Source organism: Amycolatopsis acidiphila (assembly GCF_021391495.1).
Lineage (GTDB): Bacteria > Actinomycetota > Actinomycetes > Mycobacteriales > Pseudonocardiaceae > Amycolatopsis_E > Amycolatopsis_E acidiphila.
Genome location: NZ_CP090063.1, coordinates 3,339,083 through 3,357,797, shown reverse-complemented (window position 1 = coordinate 3,357,797; position 18,715 = coordinate 3,339,083). Strand labels below are relative to the sequence as shown.

Here is an 18,715-nt window from a genome sequence, read left to right as displayed (position 1 = left end):
GGCATCCCACGAGACCGTCATGCGGGCGCCGAGGCGAGTAGACTGACGGTATCCGGACGCGACGACACCCCATCCGAGTGACCGCCACACCGGCATCAGAAACAAGGCATGTCATGCCCACCCTGTCAGAACGCGCCCGTCGCGCCCGCCACCAGTTCGGTACCGACACTCCCATCCGCCAGCCCGCGGACCAGCACGACACCGTGGCGCAGCGGACACCGCAGGCCGTCGCCGACCCGGCGCCGTCGCAGGCCGCCCCGGTGGAGCCCGCCCCGGCGACCGCACCCGTGCAGACCGCACCGGCGCAGACAGCACCGGCGCCGCAGCACGGGAAGACCCGGATCGCACGGACCAGGACCAGCGGCATCTGGGTCGCGGTGATCGTCGCCGTGCTCGTGCTCGTCTTCCTGCTGATCTTCATCCTGCAGAACCTCGCCGGCGCCCAGGTGTTCTTCCTCGGCGCTTCGGGCACCTTGCCGCTCGGTGTGGCCATGTTGCTCGCCGCGGTCGCCGGGGCACTGCTGATCGCCCTGGTCGGCTCCGCCCGCATCTTCCAGCTGCGGCACACTGCACGCCGGCGCCGCCACTGACAGTGCGGCTCCGGAGCACGACAGCGGGCGTAGAGTGCGCCCCAGCCGAGAGCACCTCGTACGGCGGCCTTCAGCGGCCGTCGTCCTCGGCGCTGTATGCCGGTCACCGACCGGGGACGGGAGCACCGGCATGACGTCGGGCCCGCACACCCACACCACCACCCCCCAGACGCCCGTCACAGGCCCGCCGCCACCACCGCTGCGATTGCGACTGAGGCCAACGGCACCTGCCGCCGATCAGCTCGACGGCGGCTGGTGGCCACGTTCGCGCGACCTCGCCGCCGAGCTGCCGGCGCTGGCCGAAGGACTCTCCACGCGGCTGGGGCACGTGACCGGCGTGGCGTTCGCGGTCGGTTCGTGGGACCCCGCTCCACCACGAGTGGAGGTCGACGGCCATGTCGTCCGGCTGGAAGGTCTCCGCGAACAGGACGAGAACGTCGTGCGGGTGTCCGGCCCCGATCGACAGCGTCTCAATCTCCTCGTGGTCCCGCCTGACGCCACCGGCACCACCGGCGACAATGCGATGTCGCTGGCCTCCCTGCCCGTGGAAGCCGACCAGCCCGCGGAGATCCTGGCCGTCAGTGGGGCACAGCCCGCTCCGCTTTTTCCCAGCGGCCATCCCGAAAGGGACCTCGGCACGCGCCGGAGCCGACCACGTATCCGGACCCGGCTCGCCCGCGACAAGCCAAGCTGACCGAGGAACCGTGGGCCCGTAAGACGACTGACGCCCGCCCGGAATCCACTCAGGAACGCTTGGCGGACACGCTGTTCCCACCCGACATGATCCGATGGGGATAGTCGGGAGCGCGATGCTGGAAGCTCAGGATGTCGGGATTCTGGATGACTCCGTCGCGGATCTCGATCGCGCGCCTGAGCGTTTGATCGGCGTCCCAGCCGGACGGCCCGGCGAGCACAGTGCGAAGCGAAGGCAGCAACGCCTCGCTGATCTCCCAGGTCGCGGAGTTCCACAGGTAGGAGGGGCTGTGGTCGACGGCGTAGTATGTGACGTTTTCGCCGATGATGAAGGTCGGCTCGTCGAATGACGTCGGCTTCGCCCAGCTGAAGCCCATCCCCTCGTCACACGAGACGTCGATGACGAGGCTGCCGGGCGCCAGGGCCGGAAGGTCGTCCTCGACGAGGAACGTCAGCGGGGCGGCGGTGTTCTGCAGCACGCAGTTGACGATGATGTCGTGTTCGGCCAGGAAATCCGCCAGCGGCACGCGTCCGCCGGAACCCAGCACATGACTGCGGCCGGCTTCGGTCCCGCTGGTCACGTCGTGGTTGAAGTGCACGATCCGCGCGGAATGGATCGGCGAGCCGACCTCGGTGACCTCCCGCTGGGTGAGAACGTGCACATCATGCACGCCGTGCGCGTTCAGCGCTGTCACCGCTCCGCGTGCGGTCGCGCCGAACCCGATCACCACCGCACGCAGGCGGCGCCCGTAGTCGCCGGTGGTTCCGGTGAGCGCCAGGGCGTGCAACACCGAGCAGTATCCGGCCAGCTCGTTGTTCTTGTGGAACACGTGCAGGTTGAACGAACCGTTGGCACTCCAGTGGTTCATCGCCTCGAACGCGATCAGCGTGAGCCGGCCGTCGATCGCCAGCTGGGTGAGCTCGGGGTTCTGGACGCAATGCGGCCAGCCCCACAGCACCTGGCCCGGACGCAGCTGCGCGAGATCCGCCGGCAGGGGTTTGGCCAGCAGGATCACCCCGCACTCGGCGATCAGCTCCTCGCGGGACCTCAGCCCGGCGACAGAGGCCGAGAGCTCCTTCTCGGACACACCGAAACGTTCGCCATAACCGCGTTCGAGATAGATGCGCCGCCGGAGGTCCGCGTCGATGCGCGGGAAGTGCGCCGGGTGGATCGGCAGCCGGAGCTCGTTCTCCTTACCGGACTGGGACAGAACTCCGAGAGTGACCTGGTCCACGAATGCCTTTCTGCTCCTGGCTCACGCGGGCGAGAACCGATCTGGACGGTCGAACGCGAGAAGCGCCGCGACCGGATCGTCGTTGCCGCGCTGCGAAGCCCTCATCAACACCTCGTGCGCGGCCTCTGGCGGGGTTTCCGGCGGCACCACCAGTAGGGTCAGCCGTTGCCGGCCCTGACCGCTCACGGTCACGGTATCGGCTTGCTGTGAAAGGAATCCCTCCAACCGGATGACTTGTCCGTCGAGCGGCAGCCGGCCGCCGACCGGCTGCCACGTCGTCAGGTTGTAGGTCACCCGCTCGATCCTGCCCGGCCGAACTGCCAGCACCGCGAGCAGCGCCGGCAGTTCGGCGGCCAGATCCCGGGACCGGGGCCACCACGCACCGTCGACGTACCCCGTGGTGGGCACCTTGGGCTTCAGCTGCAAACGCAGCGTTCGCCGAGACTGCTCGATGGCCGTGGAGGCCGGTGGGGTGGCGATCAGTGTGCGCGGGCTCGACGTCATGTCGATGCTCCCGTCCCCGGCCGCGGATACGGCCGACCTGGGTTGCCGAGGACGGCGTGAACTTGACTGCTCACGTACGAGATGCTCCCGGCAAGGTTCATACTACGCCGAATTCCGTCCGTCGAACGAAAATGTTCGACGCGGTTCAACGCACCCTTTCCGGCAGGGTGTCGAGCGTGTGGAGCAGATCGACCGCGAGTACACGGCTCTGCTCTTCCGAGAGTTCGGTGCCGTGGCGAAGGACGTCATGGACGAGTTCGACGCGTTTTTGGTATTGGGAGACGAATGTGGGGTTCTGGATCATCAGTTCTTCTTCTTTCTTCTGGAGAGTCACGTTGTGCATCAGAACATGCCGACCGTCGACCCGGCCGCACTGAAGGAAGGCGCGGTCTCAGCGGGCTCGATGCCATGGCGGAGCAGGATTTGCGTGGCGGACGTGTTGTTGCGCGGGTCCGCCGCATCTGCGAGCGCCGCGGCGGCGGCCTCCGCGTCCGCGCGCGCCGGGATGACCAGCAGCGCCATCCGGTGCCAGTCGCGTCCATGCAGCAGCACGGTGTGCTCGTCCAGTGAGCGGAACCCCTCGAGCTCGACCGCCCGGCCGCCGACCACCACGTGCTCCGGCGCGTCCGTCCACACAGCACTGTTGAAAGCCACCCGGTCGGGCTGACCGATCCGCAGCGTGATACCGGCGATCATCGCGGGAAACTCGGCCAGCGGATCGGCGGACCGCGGCCACCAGGCGCCGTCGACCGTCCCCATCACCGCCGATTTCGGTTTCAGGGTCAGCCGCAGGGCCCGGCGGGCGGGGCGCGGGTTCCGGTCGACCGTGATGCTGCGAAGTTGCGGGCCCGACCTCATGTCGGTGCTCCCATCCCCGGCCGGAAATCGGCCGGTACTGACCACCGGCAACGACATCGACGTGACTGTCGACGCGCGAAGAGCTCCCGGCACGCTCAACCCTACTCGCCCGGTCACGCCATGCGGCTACCGCAGCACGATCGGGCGCTCGGATGACGGGATATTCCAGGCCCGCCACCGGAAACCGCGCGTCAGGATGCGGACACCCGGGCCTGCTGAGGAAGGTGTGCGTCGCCCCGGGACCACCCGGCGGAACGGCTGGCCGGCGGAACAGCCGCGTGTTCGCCGACCGTGCCGCGGTCCAGCCCGATGAGTTCCCGTCGCCGGAGAGGTCTCTCCTGCCATGACGACGACACACACCCTCCGAACCCCCGGCGCCCGCATCACCTACGACGTGCACGGCCCGCTGCTGACCGCGGACGGACGGCCACCGCTGTTCATGATCGGCCAGCCCATGGCGGCCGCCGGCTTCAGCACGCTCGCCTCGTTCCTGCCCGAGCGCACCGTGGTCACCTACGACCCGCGCGGCCTCGGCCGCAGCACCCGCGACGACGGCCGGACCGACCACGTGCCCGCGACACAGGCGAGCGACGTGCACGCCGTGATCGAGGCCCTGGGCGCCGGTCCGGTCGAGATGTTCGCCAGCAGTGGCGGCGCGGTGACCGCACTCGCGCTCGTCGCGGCCCACCCCGGCGACGTCACCACCCTGGTGGCCCACGAACCCCCGCTGATCCCGGTGCTCCCCGACGCCGCGGCGGCCGAGCGGGCCCGCGCCGGGTTCCGCGACGCCTACGAGGCCAAGGGGTTCAACGCCGGCATGGCGGCGTTCATCGCGCTGACCTCGTGGCAAGGCGAGTTCACCGACGAGTACTTCGCCCGGCCGGCGCCGGACCCGGCGCAGTTCGGCATGCCGGCCGAGGACGACGGCTCCCGCGACGATCCCCTGCTCTCCGACCGGTCCTGGGCCGTCAGCGGCTACCACCCCGACGTCGAGGCGATCGCCGCCGCACCGACTCGCGTCGTAATCGCCGTCGGCGAGGAGTCGGCGAACCTGTTCACCGGACGCACCTCGGTCGCCATGGCCGCGCTGCTCGACCAGCGGGCGACCGTCTTCCCGAGCCACCACGGCGGCTTCCTCGGCGGTGAGTTCGGCTACGCCGGTCAGCCCGAGGCCTTCGCGCACAAGCTGCGGGAGGTTCTCGACGGCAACTGAGCCGTCAGCGGGGGGCACTCTCTGGTGCTGCACGGCGTGCGCGGCGTGGGCAAGACCACGCTGCTCGAGGTCGCCACCGCTCACCGCAAAGGAGGCTCAGATCGTCCGGCTGGTGCGCGTCCGCCACCGTGAGCTGCACTCACCCTGCGCCCGCCGGCCTGACCTGTGCCTTCGCCGGTCCCTCGCGGCACGTGGTGACCGGGCACGCACTCCTCCGCGCCGGCACGGGAACAGTTCTTCGGCCAACCTCACCCGCGTCCCCGCCGGGCACGTTAAGGTCGCCTCTGCGATGTGCGAGTGATCAAGTGCGTGTGTGCGACCGCACCGGCTCCCTCCGGGCATCGTCTGGACCACCTCGACAAGGGAGCTGGCGAACATGAGCGGCGGGTACACCGCGAGCACCGACGCGATGGCGTCGGCGTCGAAGACGATCACCCAGCTGGCGGAGGATGTGCCCGAGGACAACTCGGACCTGCAGAACACGACGCTCACCGCGGCCGGCTTCGGCCAGGCGCACAGCGACCACGCGGACAAGTACACCGCCGGTGTGCAGAAGCTGTGGGACGCGCTCAGCGGGTACGGCACGACGCTCGACAGCTTCGGCAGCAACGTCGGCTCCAGCGGAGCGGCCTACGGCGAGAACGAGCAGACCCAGTCGGGCAACATCTCGGGAGCGGGGACCCTCTGATGGCCGAGAAGACCTGGGACGACGTCAAGGCGCTGCTGGACGACCCGGCGGTGCCGCCCGGCGACAAGACCGCCCTGATCAGCAGCTGGATGATGGAGCACCCCGGCGAGCCCGACGGCGACGAGGCCGACAAGTACGTCAGCGCCTACAACGGGAACCCGTTCGCGGCCGGGAAGTCCGTCGATGACGCCTACGACGCCGCCCAGAAGAGTGGCGACCAGGCGTCCTACAACGAGGACGAGGAGAAGAAGGCCGTCGACGACGGCAAGACCCAGCTCGAGGACAAGCAGGAGCCCGCGTCCGGGGGCGCCGGGACCAAGAACTCCGACGAGATCTTCGACGCCGCGGAGCCCGCGCTGAAGCTGTTCCAGACCTTCGGGTCGCTGCTGGCGAAGCTGCCCGACGACTGCCGGGGCAACACGCGCGCGCTCGACTTCGACAACGACATCAAGAAGCGCTTCGACGAGCAGCGCGGCATCGACTTCCAGGGCTTCGTCGACGACGCCGAGCACTTCAAGACCGGGTCGGAGTCGGTGGACCAGACCATCAAGGACACCGGCACCGCCCTGAGCACGCTGTTCCGGACCTGGAGCGGTGCGGGCGCGGACGCGGCGTCGGACCACTACAACGAGCAGATCTTGCCGAAGGCGACCAAGCTCTCGCAGACCCTCGAAGGCGCCGGCGACGCGACGAGCACCGCCGTCAACACCGTCTTCCAGCTGTGCAAGGGCAAGGCCGACGCGATCATCGAGCTGTACACCGACCAGGTGGGCAAGGCCGACTACGTGCTGGCACAGAAGGTCATCGCGGTCGCCAACGGCGAGCACGGCAGCAAGGACGACCTCGCGCAGATCGCTGGCTGGATGGACCTGAACTTCGGCACCGACCTCGTCAAGACGCTCAACGACGACGGCTGCTGCGACGACGACGACATCCAGCGCCACGGCCAGGACCTGGCCAAGCAGTGGATCCAGAAGCAGTTCAACCCCGAGATGTGGGACTGCCTCTACAAGGGCTTCGACAAGGCCTGCAAGGACACCCTCGACCTGGTCAACCAGGCCTACGACGCGCTCGACAAGGTCATGGGCAAGGTGGAGAACGAGTTCGGCGACGGCGAGGCCCCCGGGGACCCGGGGAGCGGCGGCCCGGGCGCGGACACCCCGAGCGGTTCCGGGGACTCGTACTCCGACGGCGGCTCGGGCGACGGCGGTGGCTCGGGGTCGGGCGCTGGGTCTGGGTCTGGGTCTGGGTCTGGGTCTGGGTCTGGGTCTGGGTCTGGTGCGGGCGATGGATCGGGTTCGGGGTCTGGATCGGGATCGGGCGACGGCGGTGGCTCGGATTCGGGCGGTGGCTCAGGTTCCGGATCCGGGTCGGGCTCGGGCGGTGGCTCGGTGCCGGACCTGCCGGGCGGGCCGTCCGGTGCGGACATCCCGACCGGCTCCGGCACCGGCCTTGGTTCCGGCTCCGGTAGCGGCTCCGGCTCCGGCTCGGGCTCGGTGCCCGACCTCACCGACCCCGGGGCGGACGTGCCGAGCGGCGCCGACACCCCGGACTCCCCGGGTGGCTCCGGCGGCGGTTCCACGCCCGACCTGCCGACGAGCTCCGGCAGTGGTCCTCCGGGCTCGGGCGGCTCCTCGGGCGCATCGGTGCCGGACATCCCGCCGCTGGACAGCGGCGACACCGGCTCCTACGACGGCGCGCCGATCCAGACCGACCCCGGCACCGGCGACAGCGGCCTCGGCACGGGCGGCTCGGGCTCCGGCTCCATACCGTCGATCCCGTCGCTCACCACCCCGTCCGGGGAGGACGGCTCCAGCCTCGGCGGCACGGGCTCCGGGCCGGGCTCCGCCGACCTGCCCTCGGGTTCCGGCGGCGGCACATCCGGTGACGGCTCCGATGCTTCGAACCCGGACATCCCACCGCTGGACGACGGCGGCACCGGCCTCGACGGCTCCGACGACGGCACCGGCGACTCCGGCGGCGACTCGGGCGACGAGCACCTCGACCACCTCAAGGTCGAGCAGGGCGGCAAGACCTTCGAGATGACCGAGCCCGACTCCGACGGGAAGATGGACATCAGCGTCGACGACGGGTCCGGCACGCCGAAGGACTTCAAGCTCGACTGGCCGGACGACACGGCGAACGGCGCCGACCCCGGAGCGGGAGCGGACGGCGCGGCCGGGACCGACGGCAAGGGCCCGGACGGCGCCTACCAGCCCGGCCCGGACGGCAAGATCCACATCCAGGACGGCGACCTCAAGATCACCGCGGAGCGTCCCGACGGTGCGGACGGCCCGACGGTCGTCACCGTCGACGACGGCCAGGGCACGCCGACGACCTACACCCTGGGCGACGACGACGCCACCGGCGAGTCCTCTTCGGACAGTGCCGGCCCGGACGGCGTGGATACCCCGGTGACGCCCGAGAGCCTCACGGCTGCGCACACCGACCTGCCGGACCCCGGCGCGGGCGGTGACGACCTGGCCGGCGGCGGCACCGCACCGTCCACGGGCGATCTCGCCGGTGCGGGCGTGGGTTCGGTGCAGGGCTCGCCGGGCGAGCCCGCGTCGCTGGCCACCGGCGTGCAGACCGGCGTCGGCTCGCCCGGCGCGGACGCGGCAGCGCTCGGCGCCCAGCCCGCCGGCGCACCCGTCGCCGCGGCGGCGGCCCAGCCGGGCGGCGGGATGAGCGGCATGTCCGGCATGTCCGGGATGGGCGGCATGGGCGCGGGCGGCGGCGGCGAGAACCAGGAGCGCGGCTCGCGGGCGTACCGGATCGACGGCGGTATCTTCGACGGTGGCGAGAAGCCGGGACCACGCATCATCGGTTCGCTGGACGACGACGAGAAGCCGGCCAAGCGCCGCGGCTGAGCGGCGTGCCGAGGAGGAACAGATGGTCACCGACGAGATCCAGCAGCTGAAGGCCACCATGGCGGGCCTGGTCCGCGAGCAGGCCGACCGGCGCGCGCTGCACCAGCGGCAGGCCGTGGCGATCAAGGCCGAGGCGCACGAGTACATGACCAAGCAGGCCCAGGCCGCCGAGCGGTACGTCCAGCACCGGCGCGAGCTGGGCCGGCGGGAGGCCGGCGAGGAGGAGCCGCGGCCGGACGCGGTGCAGGAGATGGACTTCGAGCCCGAGGGCTTGGCCGAGTCCGAGGCGGAGGAGTCCGCACCGGTCACGCCACAGTCGTTCGTGCAGCCGGTCGCTCCCGCGCCGCCACGGCCCGCACCGGCGCCCGAGCGCGCGCCGCGCCGGGCCCGCACCCGGGCGGACGACATCGAGGAGGACGACGACGCCTTCCTCAACAACCGATGGCGCGACGAGTGATCCGGGCCCTTCCGTAAGCGCTTTCCCCGCGTCGCTGCGAGACGGCCCAGGTCCTCCGTCCACATAGGATCAATGTCATCCCCGGCGGGAGGAAGGGGTCGATGACTCTTCGCCAGGGCGGACGTGATCTGCACCGACGACCACGGGTAGTTCTCCGACCACGGCGACCTCGGCAACGCGGTGCACACCGGTATCACCGAGTCCGACATGGACACATCGGTGGGTGCCGGGCGTGTCTCCGACCGCACCACGTGGCGGCCGGGCATCCGTCGCCCCCGGCTCCTCACCGGTGTGCTGCCCCCGGCCGTCCTGCTCGCGCTCCTGCCCGGCCACGTCCCGGCGGAACGCCGCGGCCGGGTCTCGGGCTTGTCCGGGCCGGGCCAGGCCGTCGCTCCTCTTCCTGGTGGCCATGGCGCTCGTCGGCGCGGGACATCGGCCCGGGGCCCGCCGTCTACTCTTGACCGGGTGACCGACATCGTTCCGGCTCCGCCGCCGCACGGCGAAGCCGCCCCGGCCGACCTGGGGCGGGTCGAGCTGATCGTGCGGGAGCAGCTCGTGCGGGCCGGTCTGCCGGTCGACCAGGTCTTCACCGACGTGAGCGAGCGGCACACGATGCTGGCCGGCCTGGCCGGCGTCCTGGCCGGCCTGGACCCCGACACCTTGGCGCGCTCGCACTACATCAGCAAGATGGTCGCGGCGGCCGCGGTCGGATTGTTCGACGCGGCACTGAACTACCTGTGGGACGAGCTGGTCAACGAGCTGCACCGCCGCGTGGCGCGGTCCGATCTCCAGTACTTCTTCGAGGTCGCGGCAGGGAACAGCTACCTGCGCAAGCACCTGAGGGACGCGTCCGATCTCGGCCGGATCGACGACGTGCACCTGCTGCGCGCGGCCCGCGACACCGGGCTCATCACCGGTGCGGAGTTCCACGACCTCGACCACATCCGGTTCATGCGCAACCACGCCAGCGCGGCGCACCCGAACCGCGTCGTGCTCACCGGGCCGGACCTGGCGTACTGGCTGCGGATCTGCATCGAGGTCATCAGCTACCCGGACGCCAGGGGCCGGACCGGGCCGTGACGCCGGGGGTCAGGCGGTGCCCTCGGCCAGCGCGTCGATGAGCGGCCGGATGCGCGGCTCGATCCGGCGGCGCAGCACGATCTCCGCCCGGGTGCGCACCACCCCCGGCGTCTCGATGATGCGCTGGAGCACCGCTTCGAGCCCGGGGTTGTCGCGGGCGACGACCTGGCAGATCAGGTCGCCCTCGCCGGCGATCGAGTTGAGCTCGAGGATCTCCGGGATCTTCGCCAGCAGCAGGCTGCTCTCCTCCAGCCGCCCCTGTGCCAGGTGGACGTGCACGTACGCCAGCCCGGTGAAGCCCATCGCCGCCGGCGAGATCTGCGGCTGGAAGCCGGCCACCACCCCCTCCCGGATCAGCCGGTCCAGCCGCGCCTGGGCGGTGCCACGGGCGACGCCGAGCCGCCGCGCGAACTCGCGGACCCCGGCCCGCGGGACCTCGGTCAGCAACCGCAGCATGGCCAGGTCCGTCGCGTCCAGCTCTCGTGCCACGGCGGTGTCCTCTCGGCAGGGTCAGGCGGACGGCGGACGTGAACCAGTGGCACACTCACGGCGGTCCGGCCGACGGACGCTACTGTACAACTGGTCCAGCATTCCTTCGATCTCTTGCCGCAACGGCGCACTTCACCGTTACGGTTCGTGCATCCGCAGGTGACGGTCGCTCTCCTGCAGCCAGGAGATCAGCCGAGCAGCGGCGCCCGCGACAGCGCGACACCCACGAGGGGGGCCAGTACATGGCGACACCGAGCGGCGCACCGTTCTCCCTGCGCGAGAAGTACGTCCGGGACGAGGGCACCATCTACCTGACCGGTGTCCAGGCGCTGGTCCGGACCCTGCTCGAGCGCTCGGCGTGCGACCGCGGTGCCGGGCTGACGACGGCGACCTTCGTATCCGGCTACGAAGGGTCTCCCCTGGCGGGCTACGACCTGGAGCTGGCTCGGCAACGCGATCTGCTGACAGCCGCCGGGGTGCGGCACGAGCCCGGCCTCAACGAGGAGCTGGCGGCCACCGCGGTGCTGGGGAGCCAGCTCGCCGGCGAGGTCGGCTCGCTGTCCTGCGACGGGGTCACCGGGATCTGGTACGGCAAGGCCCCGGGCCTGGACCGGGCGTCGGACGCGCTGCGCCACGCCAACCTGGTGGGGACCGGCCCGGCCGGCGGCGCGGTCGCCCTCGTCGGCGACGACCCCGGTGCGAAGTCCTCCACCGTGCCGGGTGCGTCGGAGGCCGCCCTGGCCGACCTCGCCATCCCCACGCTGTATCCCGCCGACTCGCAGGAGGTCGTCGAGTTCGGCCTGCACGCGCAGTACCTGTCGAGGTTCAGCGGGGTGTGGACGGCGCTGAAGATGGCCACCGCCGTCGCGGACGGCGCGAGCACCGCGGTGGTGCGCCGGGCGGCACTTCCCGCGGTCTTCGCCGAGCTCGGGCCCAGCGCACACCGGCCGAGCTCGCAGCTGCTCGGGCCGAACCTTATGGCGCTGGAACGCAGCCTGCACGAGATCCGGCTGCCGCGGGCGCTCGATTACGCCCGGCACAGCGGGCTCAACACGATCGTCCACAGTAGACCGTCCGACCGGGTCGGTGTCATCGCCGCCGGCAAGACCTACCTCGACCTGCGGCAGGCGCTGGAGCTGCTCGGCCTGGACGAGGCGGCACTGGCGCGGCACGGGATCCGCCTGCTCAAACTGGGGATGGTCCACCCGGTCGAACCCGGGATCGTGACCGAGTTCGCCGCGGGCCTCGACGAGATCGTCGTGGTGGAGGAGAAACGATCGTTCCTGGAGACCGCGGTCAAGGAGATCCTCTACGGGCGCACCGGCGCGCCGTCGGTGGTCGGGAAGCGCGACGCCAAGGGCAGCCGGCTCTTCGCCGAAACGGGCGAGCTGGACGCGGACTCCGTCGCCGTCGGGCTCGCGTCGGCGCTGGAGCACCTCGGCCTCGAGCCGGTGCGGGCCTGGCAGCGGGAGCGCGCGCGGGCCAGGACGGCACAGATCTCCCTGCCGCTCGTGACCCGCACCCCGTACTTCTGTTCCGGCTGCCCGCACAACTCGTCGACCGCGGTGCGGGACGGCTCGCTCGTCGGCGCGGGCATCGGATGCCACGCGATGGTCCTGTTCATGGAGCCGGACAGGGTCGGCACCGTCGTCGGCCTCACCCAGATGGGCGGCGAGGGCGCGCAGTGGATCGGGATGGCCCCCTTCCTGGACGAGCAGCACTTCGTGCAGAACATCGGTGACGGCACTTTCCTGCACTCGGGCAGCCTCGCCGTGCGCGCCGCGGTGGCGGCGGGGGTGAACGTCACCTACAAGCTGCTGTACAACTCGACGGTCGCGATGACCGGCGGCCAGGACGCGGTGGGCGCGCTGCCGGTCGAGCGGCTGGCCGGACTCCTGCTGGCCGAAGGCGTCGAGCGGGTGGTGATCACCACCGAGGACCCGGGCCGGCTGGCCGGGCGGTCGCTGCCCGCCGGGGTGCGTGTCCGGCCGCGCGAGGACCTTCCGGACGTCCAGCGGGAGCTGGCCGCGGTGCCGGGCGTGACCGTCCTGATCCACGACCAGGAGTGCGCGGCGGAGAAGCGGCGCAAGCGGCGGCGGGGCAAGCTGGCGGCACCGGCCGCCCGCGTCATGATCAACGAGCGGATCTGCGAGGGCTGCGGCGACTGCGGCAGCAAGTCCAACTGTCTGTCGGTGCAGCCGGTGGCGACGGAGTTCGGCCGGAAGACCCGGATCAACCAGTCGTCGTGCAACCTCGACTTCTCGTGCCTCGAAGGGGACTGCCCGTCGTTCGTCACCGTGCTGCCGGGCGGAACGCAGCGCCGGGCCCGGGTGGCGGACCTGCCTGCGGACGCGCTTCCGGCCCCCACGGGCGTTCCCGGCACCGACTTCGCCCTGCGCATCTGCGGTGTCGGCGGGACCGGCGTGGTGACCATCAGCCAGGTGCTCGCCACCGCGGCGGTTCTCGAAGGCCGGTCGGTCCGCACGCTCGACCAGACGGGGCTGGCGCAGAAGGGCGGCGCGGTGATCTCCGACCTGAAGGTGAGCGCCGCGCCCGCGCCGCGCACGGCGAAGCTGCATCGCGGCAGCTGCGACCTCTACCTCGGCTGCGACGTGGTGGTGGCGGCCGACCCGGCGAACCTCGCGGTCGCCTCCGCCGACCGGACCGTCGCCGTGGTGTCGAGCACGCAGGTGCCGACCGGACGCATGGTCGTGGACACGACGGCGCGGTTCCCGCCGCACGCGCGGATCAGCGCGGCGATCGACGAGGCCAGCAGGCGTAGCGCCTACCTCGACGCCGGCAGGCTCGCCGACCGGCTGTTCGGGGACGAGCAGTACGCGAACATGATCCTGGTCGGCGCGGCGCTGCAGACCGGCGCCCTTCCGCTGGACGCGACGGCGCTCGAACAGGCCATCACGCTCAACGGCACCGCCGTGGAGGCCAACATCCAGGCGTTGCGCCGGGGACGGCAGGCGATCGCCGACCCGGACGCGGTGCGCGGGCTCCTCGAAGACGGGGGTGTCCGGACCGAACCCGTGGACCCGGCCGCCGCCGCGCCACTCGCGGCGGCGGCCGGGCTGCCGGGCGGGTCAGCGGTGGCGGAGCTCGTGCGGGCGCGCGTCTCGGACCTCATCGGCTACCAGAACACGCGCTACGCCAAGGAATACGCCGAGTTCGTCGCGCGGGTCCATGCGGCCGAGGACGCCGCGGCGCCGGGGTCGGCCGTGCTCACCGAGGCCGTGGCGCGGTACCTGCACAAGCTGATGGCCTACAAGGACGAGTACGAGGTCGCCCGGCTGTCCCTGGCGCCCGCGTTCCAGGCCGAGCTGGCGGCCACGTTCGGCCCGTCCGCCCGCTACGCCAACCGGCTGCACCCGCCGGTGCTGCGGGTGCTGGGCATGCGGCGGAAGATCGCGCTCGGCCCGTCGGCGCGCCCGGCGCTGCGAGTCCTGAAAGGACTGAGGAGGCTCCGCGGCACTCCGGCGGACCTCTTCGGCTACGCGCGCGTGCGCAAGGTGGAGCGGGCGCTGATCGCGGAGTACCGGGAAGCCGTGCTGGAGTCGCTGGACCTGCTGAGCCCGGTGACGCTGCCCGTGGCCGTCCGCCTCGCGGAGCTCCCGGACCTGGTCCGCGGCTACGAGCGGATCAAACTCGACAACGTGGACCGTTACCGTGCGGCGCTCGCGCAGGCCCGGGAACAGCTACGCGAGGTGCCGGTGGACAGCGCCGTCTGAGCGCTCGTGGCATGCCGGAGAGGCCGTGCTCAGCCGGCGAAGTCCACTGAGCGGCCGACCTCGTCCATCAGCTTGTCATGTCGCGCCACCTTCACCGGGTCGATCGGCTCGGCTCCCCGCTTGTCCCGCAGATGCCGGACCAGCGGGAGCGGCCGGATTTCGCACGGGGTCAGGGCAGCCGGGCGACCAGGTTCAGCACCCGGGTGGTCTGGGTCGCGCTGAAGTTGTCGTCGCTGATCAGGCTCACCCCCGTCAGGCCCCCAGCGTTCCCGTTGACGGCCATGCCTTCGTAGTTGTCCAGCAACGGGTTGGTCTGGTGTTCCGGCGCCGTCGCGCCCAGGGGCGGGCAGTTCACCAGCTCGGCGACCGGTCGCTTGCGCATGACATCGCGTGCCGGCGCGGCCGACAGGTTCGCGATCGGACCGACGTCCGGGGCGTGGTCGAGGCCGGTGACGGCGAACAGGTTCACGGAGTTGCCGGTGGCGGCGTCGAAAGCGGCCTCTTCGACCAGGAGCGAATCCTCGCCGTACGCGGCGACTTCGGGCACCCGCATGCCCGGTTCGGCACGGTAGCCGACCTGCCGGGCGAGCCGCCACTGGCCATGCCGATCGGTGGTGTAGACCAGGAAACGGTGCAGCGAGGCGTCCCCGGAGGCCGAGACGTCACCGGCGAGGGCGCCCTCCATCGCCGCGACGATCTCGCGGCCCGACCGCGAGATCGTCAAGCCCTCCAGGGTGGCGTTCGCGGTGGCCTGGCCCGCGGATCCGCCGCCGGCGACCCCGAACCGCGCCGGAACCGGCAGCGCCGCCTTCTGCGCGCCGTCGCGACCGAAGATCCGGATCGACGGCTCGGTCTCGGAGCTGACCAGGTAGTCGCCGTCCGGCAGCACCGCGAGCCCCTCGTTGTCCGAGTCCGTGCCCAGGTAGGGCGTGCCGTCCGGTTTCTCGAGCACCAGCGGATCCCGGGCGACGACCGGGTCGGCCAGGTCCGTGAAGAACCAGATGCGCGCCGGGTCACGGCCATGGTTGTCCACTGTGGACGCCCAGGCGCGCGAGCGGGCGTCGAAGGCCAGCGAGGAAAGGCCGCCGACCTCGACACCGTGGTGCTCGGCCTTGTTCAGGGCATCGCTGAAGCCGCGTTCGGACACCGTCGGGGAACAGCGCGGGGCAGGCCCGGGCTGCGCGGCGGCCGCCGGTGCGACCGCCAGCGTCAACAGCGCGGCGCCCGCGAGCACCACGGGAATACGGCGGTGACGATCCAGGACTCTCATCGACCCTCTTCCAGCACACCGGTTTTCCCTCAACCTATGTTGCGGGTCGCGAGGGTGTCGAGCGAGACCTGCCACAGCCGGGCCGCCCGCCCGGGGTCGAGCGCGTAGCCGGCGACCCCACGACGGACGGGCGCCCGGTAGGGAACGGCTTCCTCGCAGTCCTCGAAGTAACGGCCGGTGACGCCGTCCACGAGCGGCGACGCGGCGAGCAGCACCGAGGTGGCCGCACCCTGCTCGACCGTCTTCCACGACACGTCGGTGCTCGCCGGGTCGAACGACGCGGGCGCGCTCGACACGTCACCGATGTGCCGGCTGAGGTTGGTGCCGGTGATGCGCCCGGGGTTGAGGGCGTTCACCGCGATCGACCCGGTGGCCCAGCGGCGCGCCGCCTCGACGGCGAACAGGACGTTCGCGGTCTTGGACTGGCCGTAGGCGGTCCACTTGTCGTACGGGCGGCGCCGGAAGTGGATGTCGTCGAAGTCAACGTCCGCGTTCACGTGACCGACGGAGCTCACCACCACCACGCGCGCTCCGCCCGCCGCGGCGAGCGAGTCGCGCAGGCCGGTGGCCAGGGCGAAGTGGCCGAGGTGGTTCGTGGCGAACTGCAGTTCCCAGCCCCGCGGGGTGCGCAGTTCGGGCGTCGCCATGATCCCGGCGTTGTCGACCAGGATGTGCAGTGGACCGCGCCAGCCGGCGACGAACGCGGCGACCGACGCCTGGTCGGCGAGGTCGAGCGGGGCGACGAGGACGCCGGCGCTGCCGGTCGTGGGGGTGATCTGCGCGGCGGTGCGCTCGCCCGCCTCGACATCGCGGACGGCGAGGGTGACTTCGGCGCCCGCACCCGCCAGTGCCCGGGCGGTCTCGACGCCGATGCCGGAAGCGCCGCCGGTGACGATCGCACGCTTTCCGGTCAGGTCGACGCCGTCGACGACCTGACCGGCGGTCGACTGTGCCCCGAACGGCGTGGTGATGCGGTGGGTGGACATGACTGCCTCTCTGTGGCGTTGACCGGTAAGCGGAGCCGGGTCCGGTACGGTCGAGTGTAAGCGGACTTGGCTCCACTTGCCAGTGAGTGCGGCCACCCTTCCGGCAGTGCAGAATCGAGGCCGTGTCCGAGTTCGCGCCGTTGCCGTCCGCCGCGGGAGGTCGTTGGTCGCTGGGCGAGCTGGTCGTGCACCGGGTCGACGAGGTGGCGCTGCCGCCGGAGACAGGAACGTGGCTGCTGCCGGAGGCGACGCCGTACGTCGTTCGCGGTGCGCGCCGGGGGCCTTCGCGTGCTGGTGGACACCGGGATCGGCAACGGCAAGCAGCGCGCGAACCCCGCCCGGCACGGGCTGTGGACCGACTACGCGCACCGGCTCACCGCTGCGGGCTTTCCCGCCGGGGAGGTGGACCTCGTCGTGCTCACCCACCTGCACACCGACCACGTCGGCTGGAACACCGTCCACGATGGACAGTCCTGGGCGCCGGCGTTCCCGAACGGAGGTTCGTGACGAGCCGGACGGAATGGGACTACTGGGCGTCGGTGGAGCCGGCCGAGGGCATCCGGCTGGTGCCCACGCCCGGGCACACCCCGTGCCAGATCGCCGTCGAGCTCGACGGGGGCGACGCCCGGGCCGTCATCACGGGCGACAGCGTCCACCACCCCGTCCAGCTCGGTCACCCCGAACTCGCCTGAGCACATCGTGACCCGCCGGGGTTCGCGGCTCCCGTCCGGGCGGGGCTTGAGCACTCCGTAGCAGGCTGAACCCGCTGCGCAACGAGTACTCACCGGCCGCCGGACGCCTTCCCACATCCGTCCTTTATGGACTGTACGCCGAGATGTGGCCGTGCCGGTGTTGCACGGCGGCGGACTTGCCCGTAGCGTCGATGCTCCCCCCGGCGTGCCTGCCGCGCCGGTGGTCCACTTCAGACAGAGAGGAGCCGCCTCTCGCATGGTGCTCCCCCATCGTCTGTGGAAGGTCGCGGTCTGTGCCGCACTGCTCACGGCGTGCGCCGCGCCCGGCCCCGCCCGGCCCCAGCCGTCGCCGGTGTCGGCAGAAATACCGTCGGCGCCAACGGAAACCGCGCCTTACGTCGACGTCAGCGTGCGGCATCCCCCGCTGGGATCAGTCGTCGCCAAGACGCCCACGCGAAGGTTCGTGCTCGCGTTCATGCTGGCGAAGCATTCCGCGTGCGCACCGGCTTGGGCGGGCAGCACACCGATCGACGACCCGGCGGTGCTGGGCGACATCGCTGCGGTGCGAAGCGCGGGCGGAAGCGTGACACTGGCCAGCGGTGGCGCGACCGGCACGTATCTGGAAAACGCTTGCAGCACAGCCGCCGAACTGGCGGGCGCCTATCGCCAGGCACTCCAGACCACGGGCGCCGACCGGCTGGAGCTCGACGTCGAAACGGCGGTCCGGCCCGACGTGGTCGCCGACGCCCTGCGCATCGTCCACACCGAACTCGCGGTCCCGGTGACGATCACGGCCACGGTCGCGGACGCCGGCAGCGGGCTCGAACAGTCGACGCTCGACCTGTTGCGGGCACTCGCCTCGCGCGGCACGGATGTCGTGGTGAACGCGATGGTGATGAACTTCCCGGAAAGCGGTTCCTGGCGGGAATCGATGCTGACGGCCGCGACGACGGTCGCCGGGCAGACAGGGGAGATCTGGCCCGGAAATCCCTACTCCAGGTTGGGAATCACCTACATGGCGGGACGCAACGACACCGGGGTGCTCACCACAGTGGACGACGCGCACGCGCTGCGTGACTACGCCGTGGCGCACGCGATCGCGTTCCTCGGTTTCTGGTCTCTGGCCCGGGACAACGGAAACTGTGCGGACGAGGTGCGGGCGAGCCCGGTCTGCAGTGGCCTGGCACAGGAAACCTATGCGTTCACACGAGCGCTTCGCGGTCGGTGACACCGGGTGTTCGCCCCGGTTCGATTCCGGCTCATGTGGACGAATGAAGCGAAGTTCGTAACGCGGCTCAAGATCGGCGCGACCACCAGTGACAGCGTTGGCGGATGAATCGCCGGTTTCGGGGTAGC

Annotated in this window: 18 protein-coding genes; 11 read left to right on the top strand and 7 right to left on the bottom strand. The window is 71.3% G+C overall.

Annotation, left to right across the window (positions count from 1 at the left end; genetic code table 11):
- Positions 1-113: 113 nt before the first annotated feature.
- Positions 114-590, top strand: coding sequence for a lipopolysaccharide assembly protein LapA domain-containing protein (locus LWP59_RS40700; RefSeq protein WP_308431702.1), 477 nt, complete (start codon positions 114-116; stop codon positions 588-590).
- A 130-nt stretch (positions 591-720) separates the two neighbouring features.
- Positions 721-1,284: a DUF5994 family protein gene (locus LWP59_RS16275; protein ID WP_144643733.1), complete on the top strand. Its 564-nt coding sequence runs from the start codon at positions 721-723 to the stop codon at positions 1,282-1,284.
- A gap of 49 nt (positions 1,285-1,333) precedes the next feature.
- Here the strand turns inward: LWP59_RS16275 and LWP59_RS16270 are convergent, their stop codons facing one another.
- The 4 genes from LWP59_RS16270 to LWP59_RS16255 all read right to left on the bottom strand — a co-directional run bounded on the left by LWP59_RS16270 (position 1,334) and on the right by LWP59_RS16255 (position 3,880).
- Positions 1,334-2,518 carry a N(5)-(carboxyethyl)ornithine synthase gene (locus LWP59_RS16270; RefSeq protein WP_144643734.1) on the bottom strand — a complete coding sequence of 395 codons (1,185 nt, stop codon included), beginning with the start codon at positions 2,516-2,518 and terminating at the stop codon, positions 1,334-1,336.
- A gap of 21 nt (positions 2,519-2,539) precedes the next feature.
- Positions 2,540-3,022 (bottom strand): DUF5994 family protein, encoded by a 483-nt coding sequence (locus LWP59_RS16265; protein ID WP_222425708.1) that lies wholly within the window; start codon positions 3,020-3,022, stop codon positions 2,540-2,542.
- 145 nt (positions 3,023-3,167) lie between these two features.
- Positions 3,168-3,356 carry a DUF6307 family protein gene (locus tag LWP59_RS16260; RefSeq protein ID WP_144643735.1) on the bottom strand — a complete coding sequence of 63 codons (189 nt, stop codon included), beginning with the start codon at positions 3,354-3,356 and terminating at the stop codon, positions 3,168-3,170.
- Between the two features lie 8 nt (positions 3,357-3,364).
- Positions 3,365-3,880, bottom strand: a complete 516-nt coding sequence (locus tag LWP59_RS16255; RefSeq protein ID WP_144643736.1) for a DUF5994 family protein — start codon at positions 3,878-3,880, stop codon at positions 3,365-3,367.
- 343 nt (positions 3,881-4,223) lie between these two features.
- On the opposite strand from LWP59_RS16255, the gene LWP59_RS16250 reads away from it, so the two are divergent.
- From LWP59_RS16250 to LWP59_RS16230, 5 genes are all read left to right on the top strand, one after another.
- Positions 4,224-5,093, top strand: a complete 870-nt coding sequence (locus LWP59_RS16250; RefSeq protein ID WP_144643737.1) for an alpha/beta fold hydrolase — start codon at positions 4,224-4,226, stop codon at positions 5,091-5,093.
- Between the two features lie 376 nt (positions 5,094-5,469).
- The gene (locus LWP59_RS16245) at positions 5,470-5,781 is read left to right on the top strand and encodes a hypothetical protein (RefSeq protein WP_144643738.1); all 312 of its coding nucleotides are present in this window, start codon (positions 5,470-5,472) and stop codon (positions 5,779-5,781) included.
- On the top strand, positions 5,781-8,651 hold the full coding sequence (locus LWP59_RS16240; protein WP_144643739.1) for a WXG100 family type VII secretion target: 2,871 nt from the start codon (positions 5,781-5,783) through the stop codon (positions 8,649-8,651). The genes LWP59_RS16245 and LWP59_RS16240 overlap by 1 nt, the downstream gene beginning before the upstream one ends.
- Before the next feature lie 22 nt (positions 8,652-8,673).
- On the top strand, positions 8,674-9,108 hold the full coding sequence (locus LWP59_RS16235) for a hypothetical protein (RefSeq protein WP_144643740.1): 435 nt from the start codon (positions 8,674-8,676) through the stop codon (positions 9,106-9,108).
- Between the two features lie 465 nt (positions 9,109-9,573).
- Complete coding sequence (locus LWP59_RS16230; protein ID WP_144643741.1) at positions 9,574-10,188, top strand: hypothetical protein; 615 nt, start codon at positions 9,574-9,576, stop codon at positions 10,186-10,188.
- Positions 10,189-10,197: 9 nt separating this feature from the next.
- On the opposite strand, the gene LWP59_RS16225 is transcribed toward LWP59_RS16230, so the two are convergent.
- Positions 10,198-10,677 carry an Lrp/AsnC family transcriptional regulator gene (locus LWP59_RS16225; protein WP_144643742.1) on the bottom strand — a complete coding sequence of 160 codons (480 nt, stop codon included), beginning with the start codon at positions 10,675-10,677 and terminating at the stop codon, positions 10,198-10,200.
- Between the two features lie 242 nt (positions 10,678-10,919).
- Between LWP59_RS16225 and LWP59_RS16220 the strand changes: the two genes are divergently transcribed.
- Positions 10,920-14,411 carry an indolepyruvate ferredoxin oxidoreductase family protein gene (locus LWP59_RS16220; protein ID WP_144643743.1) on the top strand — a complete coding sequence of 1,164 codons (3,492 nt, stop codon included), beginning with the start codon at positions 10,920-10,922 and terminating at the stop codon, positions 14,409-14,411.
- Positions 14,412-14,580: 169 nt separating this feature from the next.
- On the opposite strand, the gene LWP59_RS16215 is transcribed toward LWP59_RS16220, so the two are convergent.
- A complete protein-coding gene (locus LWP59_RS16215) occupies positions 14,581-15,681 on the bottom strand; it encodes an esterase-like activity of phytase family protein (RefSeq protein WP_144643744.1) in 1,101 nt (366 codons plus the stop codon).
- Between the two features lie 29 nt (positions 15,682-15,710).
- Positions 15,711-16,667: an SDR family NAD(P)-dependent oxidoreductase gene (locus LWP59_RS16210; RefSeq protein ID WP_144643745.1), complete on the bottom strand. Its 957-nt coding sequence runs from the start codon at positions 16,665-16,667 to the stop codon at positions 15,711-15,713.
- 267 nt (positions 16,668-16,934) lie between these two features.
- Here LWP59_RS16210 and LWP59_RS16205 point away from each other — a divergent pair, with 267 nt between their 5' ends.
- From LWP59_RS16205 to LWP59_RS16195, 3 genes are all read left to right on the top strand, one after another.
- A complete protein-coding gene (locus tag LWP59_RS16205; protein ID WP_229857466.1) occupies positions 16,935-17,174 on the top strand; it encodes an MBL fold metallo-hydrolase in 240 nt (79 codons plus the stop codon).
- Entirely contained in the window at positions 17,171-17,359 is a 189-nt protein-coding gene (locus LWP59_RS16200; protein ID WP_229857465.1) for an MBL fold metallo-hydrolase, read from the top strand. The genes LWP59_RS16205 and LWP59_RS16200 overlap by 4 nt, the downstream gene beginning before the upstream one ends.
- 256 nt (positions 17,360-17,615) lie before the next feature.
- Positions 17,616-18,587: a glycoside hydrolase family 18 protein gene (locus LWP59_RS16195; RefSeq protein WP_144643746.1), complete on the top strand. Its 972-nt coding sequence runs from the start codon at positions 17,616-17,618 to the stop codon at positions 18,585-18,587.
- The last annotated feature ends 128 nt before the right edge of the window (positions 18,588-18,715 follow it).

Coding starts and splice junctions, on each gene's coding strand:
- LWP59_RS40700 (WP_308431702.1), top strand. CDS start 114: ATGCCCACCCTGTCAGAACGCGCCCGTCGCGCCCGCCACCAGTTCGGT.
- LWP59_RS16275 (WP_144643733.1), top strand. CDS start 721: ATGACGTCGGGCCCGCACACCCACACCACCACCCCCCAGACGCCCGTC.
- LWP59_RS16265 (WP_222425708.1), bottom strand. CDS start 3,022: ATGACGTCGAGCCCGCGCACACTGATCGCCACCCCACCGGCCTCCACG.
- LWP59_RS16255 (WP_144643736.1), bottom strand. CDS start 3,880: ATGAGGTCGGGCCCGCAACTTCGCAGCATCACGGTCGACCGGAACCCG.
- LWP59_RS16250 (WP_144643737.1), top strand. CDS start 4,224: ATGACGACGACACACACCCTCCGAACCCCCGGCGCCCGCATCACCTAC.
- LWP59_RS16245 (WP_144643738.1), top strand. CDS start 5,470: ATGAGCGGCGGGTACACCGCGAGCACCGACGCGATGGCGTCGGCGTCG.
- LWP59_RS16240 (WP_144643739.1), top strand. CDS start 5,781: ATGGCCGAGAAGACCTGGGACGACGTCAAGGCGCTGCTGGACGACCCG.
- LWP59_RS16235 (WP_144643740.1), top strand. CDS start 8,674: ATGGTCACCGACGAGATCCAGCAGCTGAAGGCCACCATGGCGGGCCTG.
- LWP59_RS16220 (WP_144643743.1), top strand. CDS start 10,920: ATGGCGACACCGAGCGGCGCACCGTTCTCCCTGCGCGAGAAGTACGTC.
- LWP59_RS16215 (WP_144643744.1), bottom strand. CDS start 15,681: ATGAGAGTCCTGGATCGTCACCGCCGTATTCCCGTGGTGCTCGCGGGC.
- LWP59_RS16210 (WP_144643745.1), bottom strand. CDS start 16,667: ATGTCCACCCACCGCATCACCACGCCGTTCGGGGCACAGTCGACCGCC.
- LWP59_RS16195 (WP_144643746.1), top strand. CDS start 17,616: ATGGTGCTCCCCCATCGTCTGTGGAAGGTCGCGGTCTGTGCCGCACTG.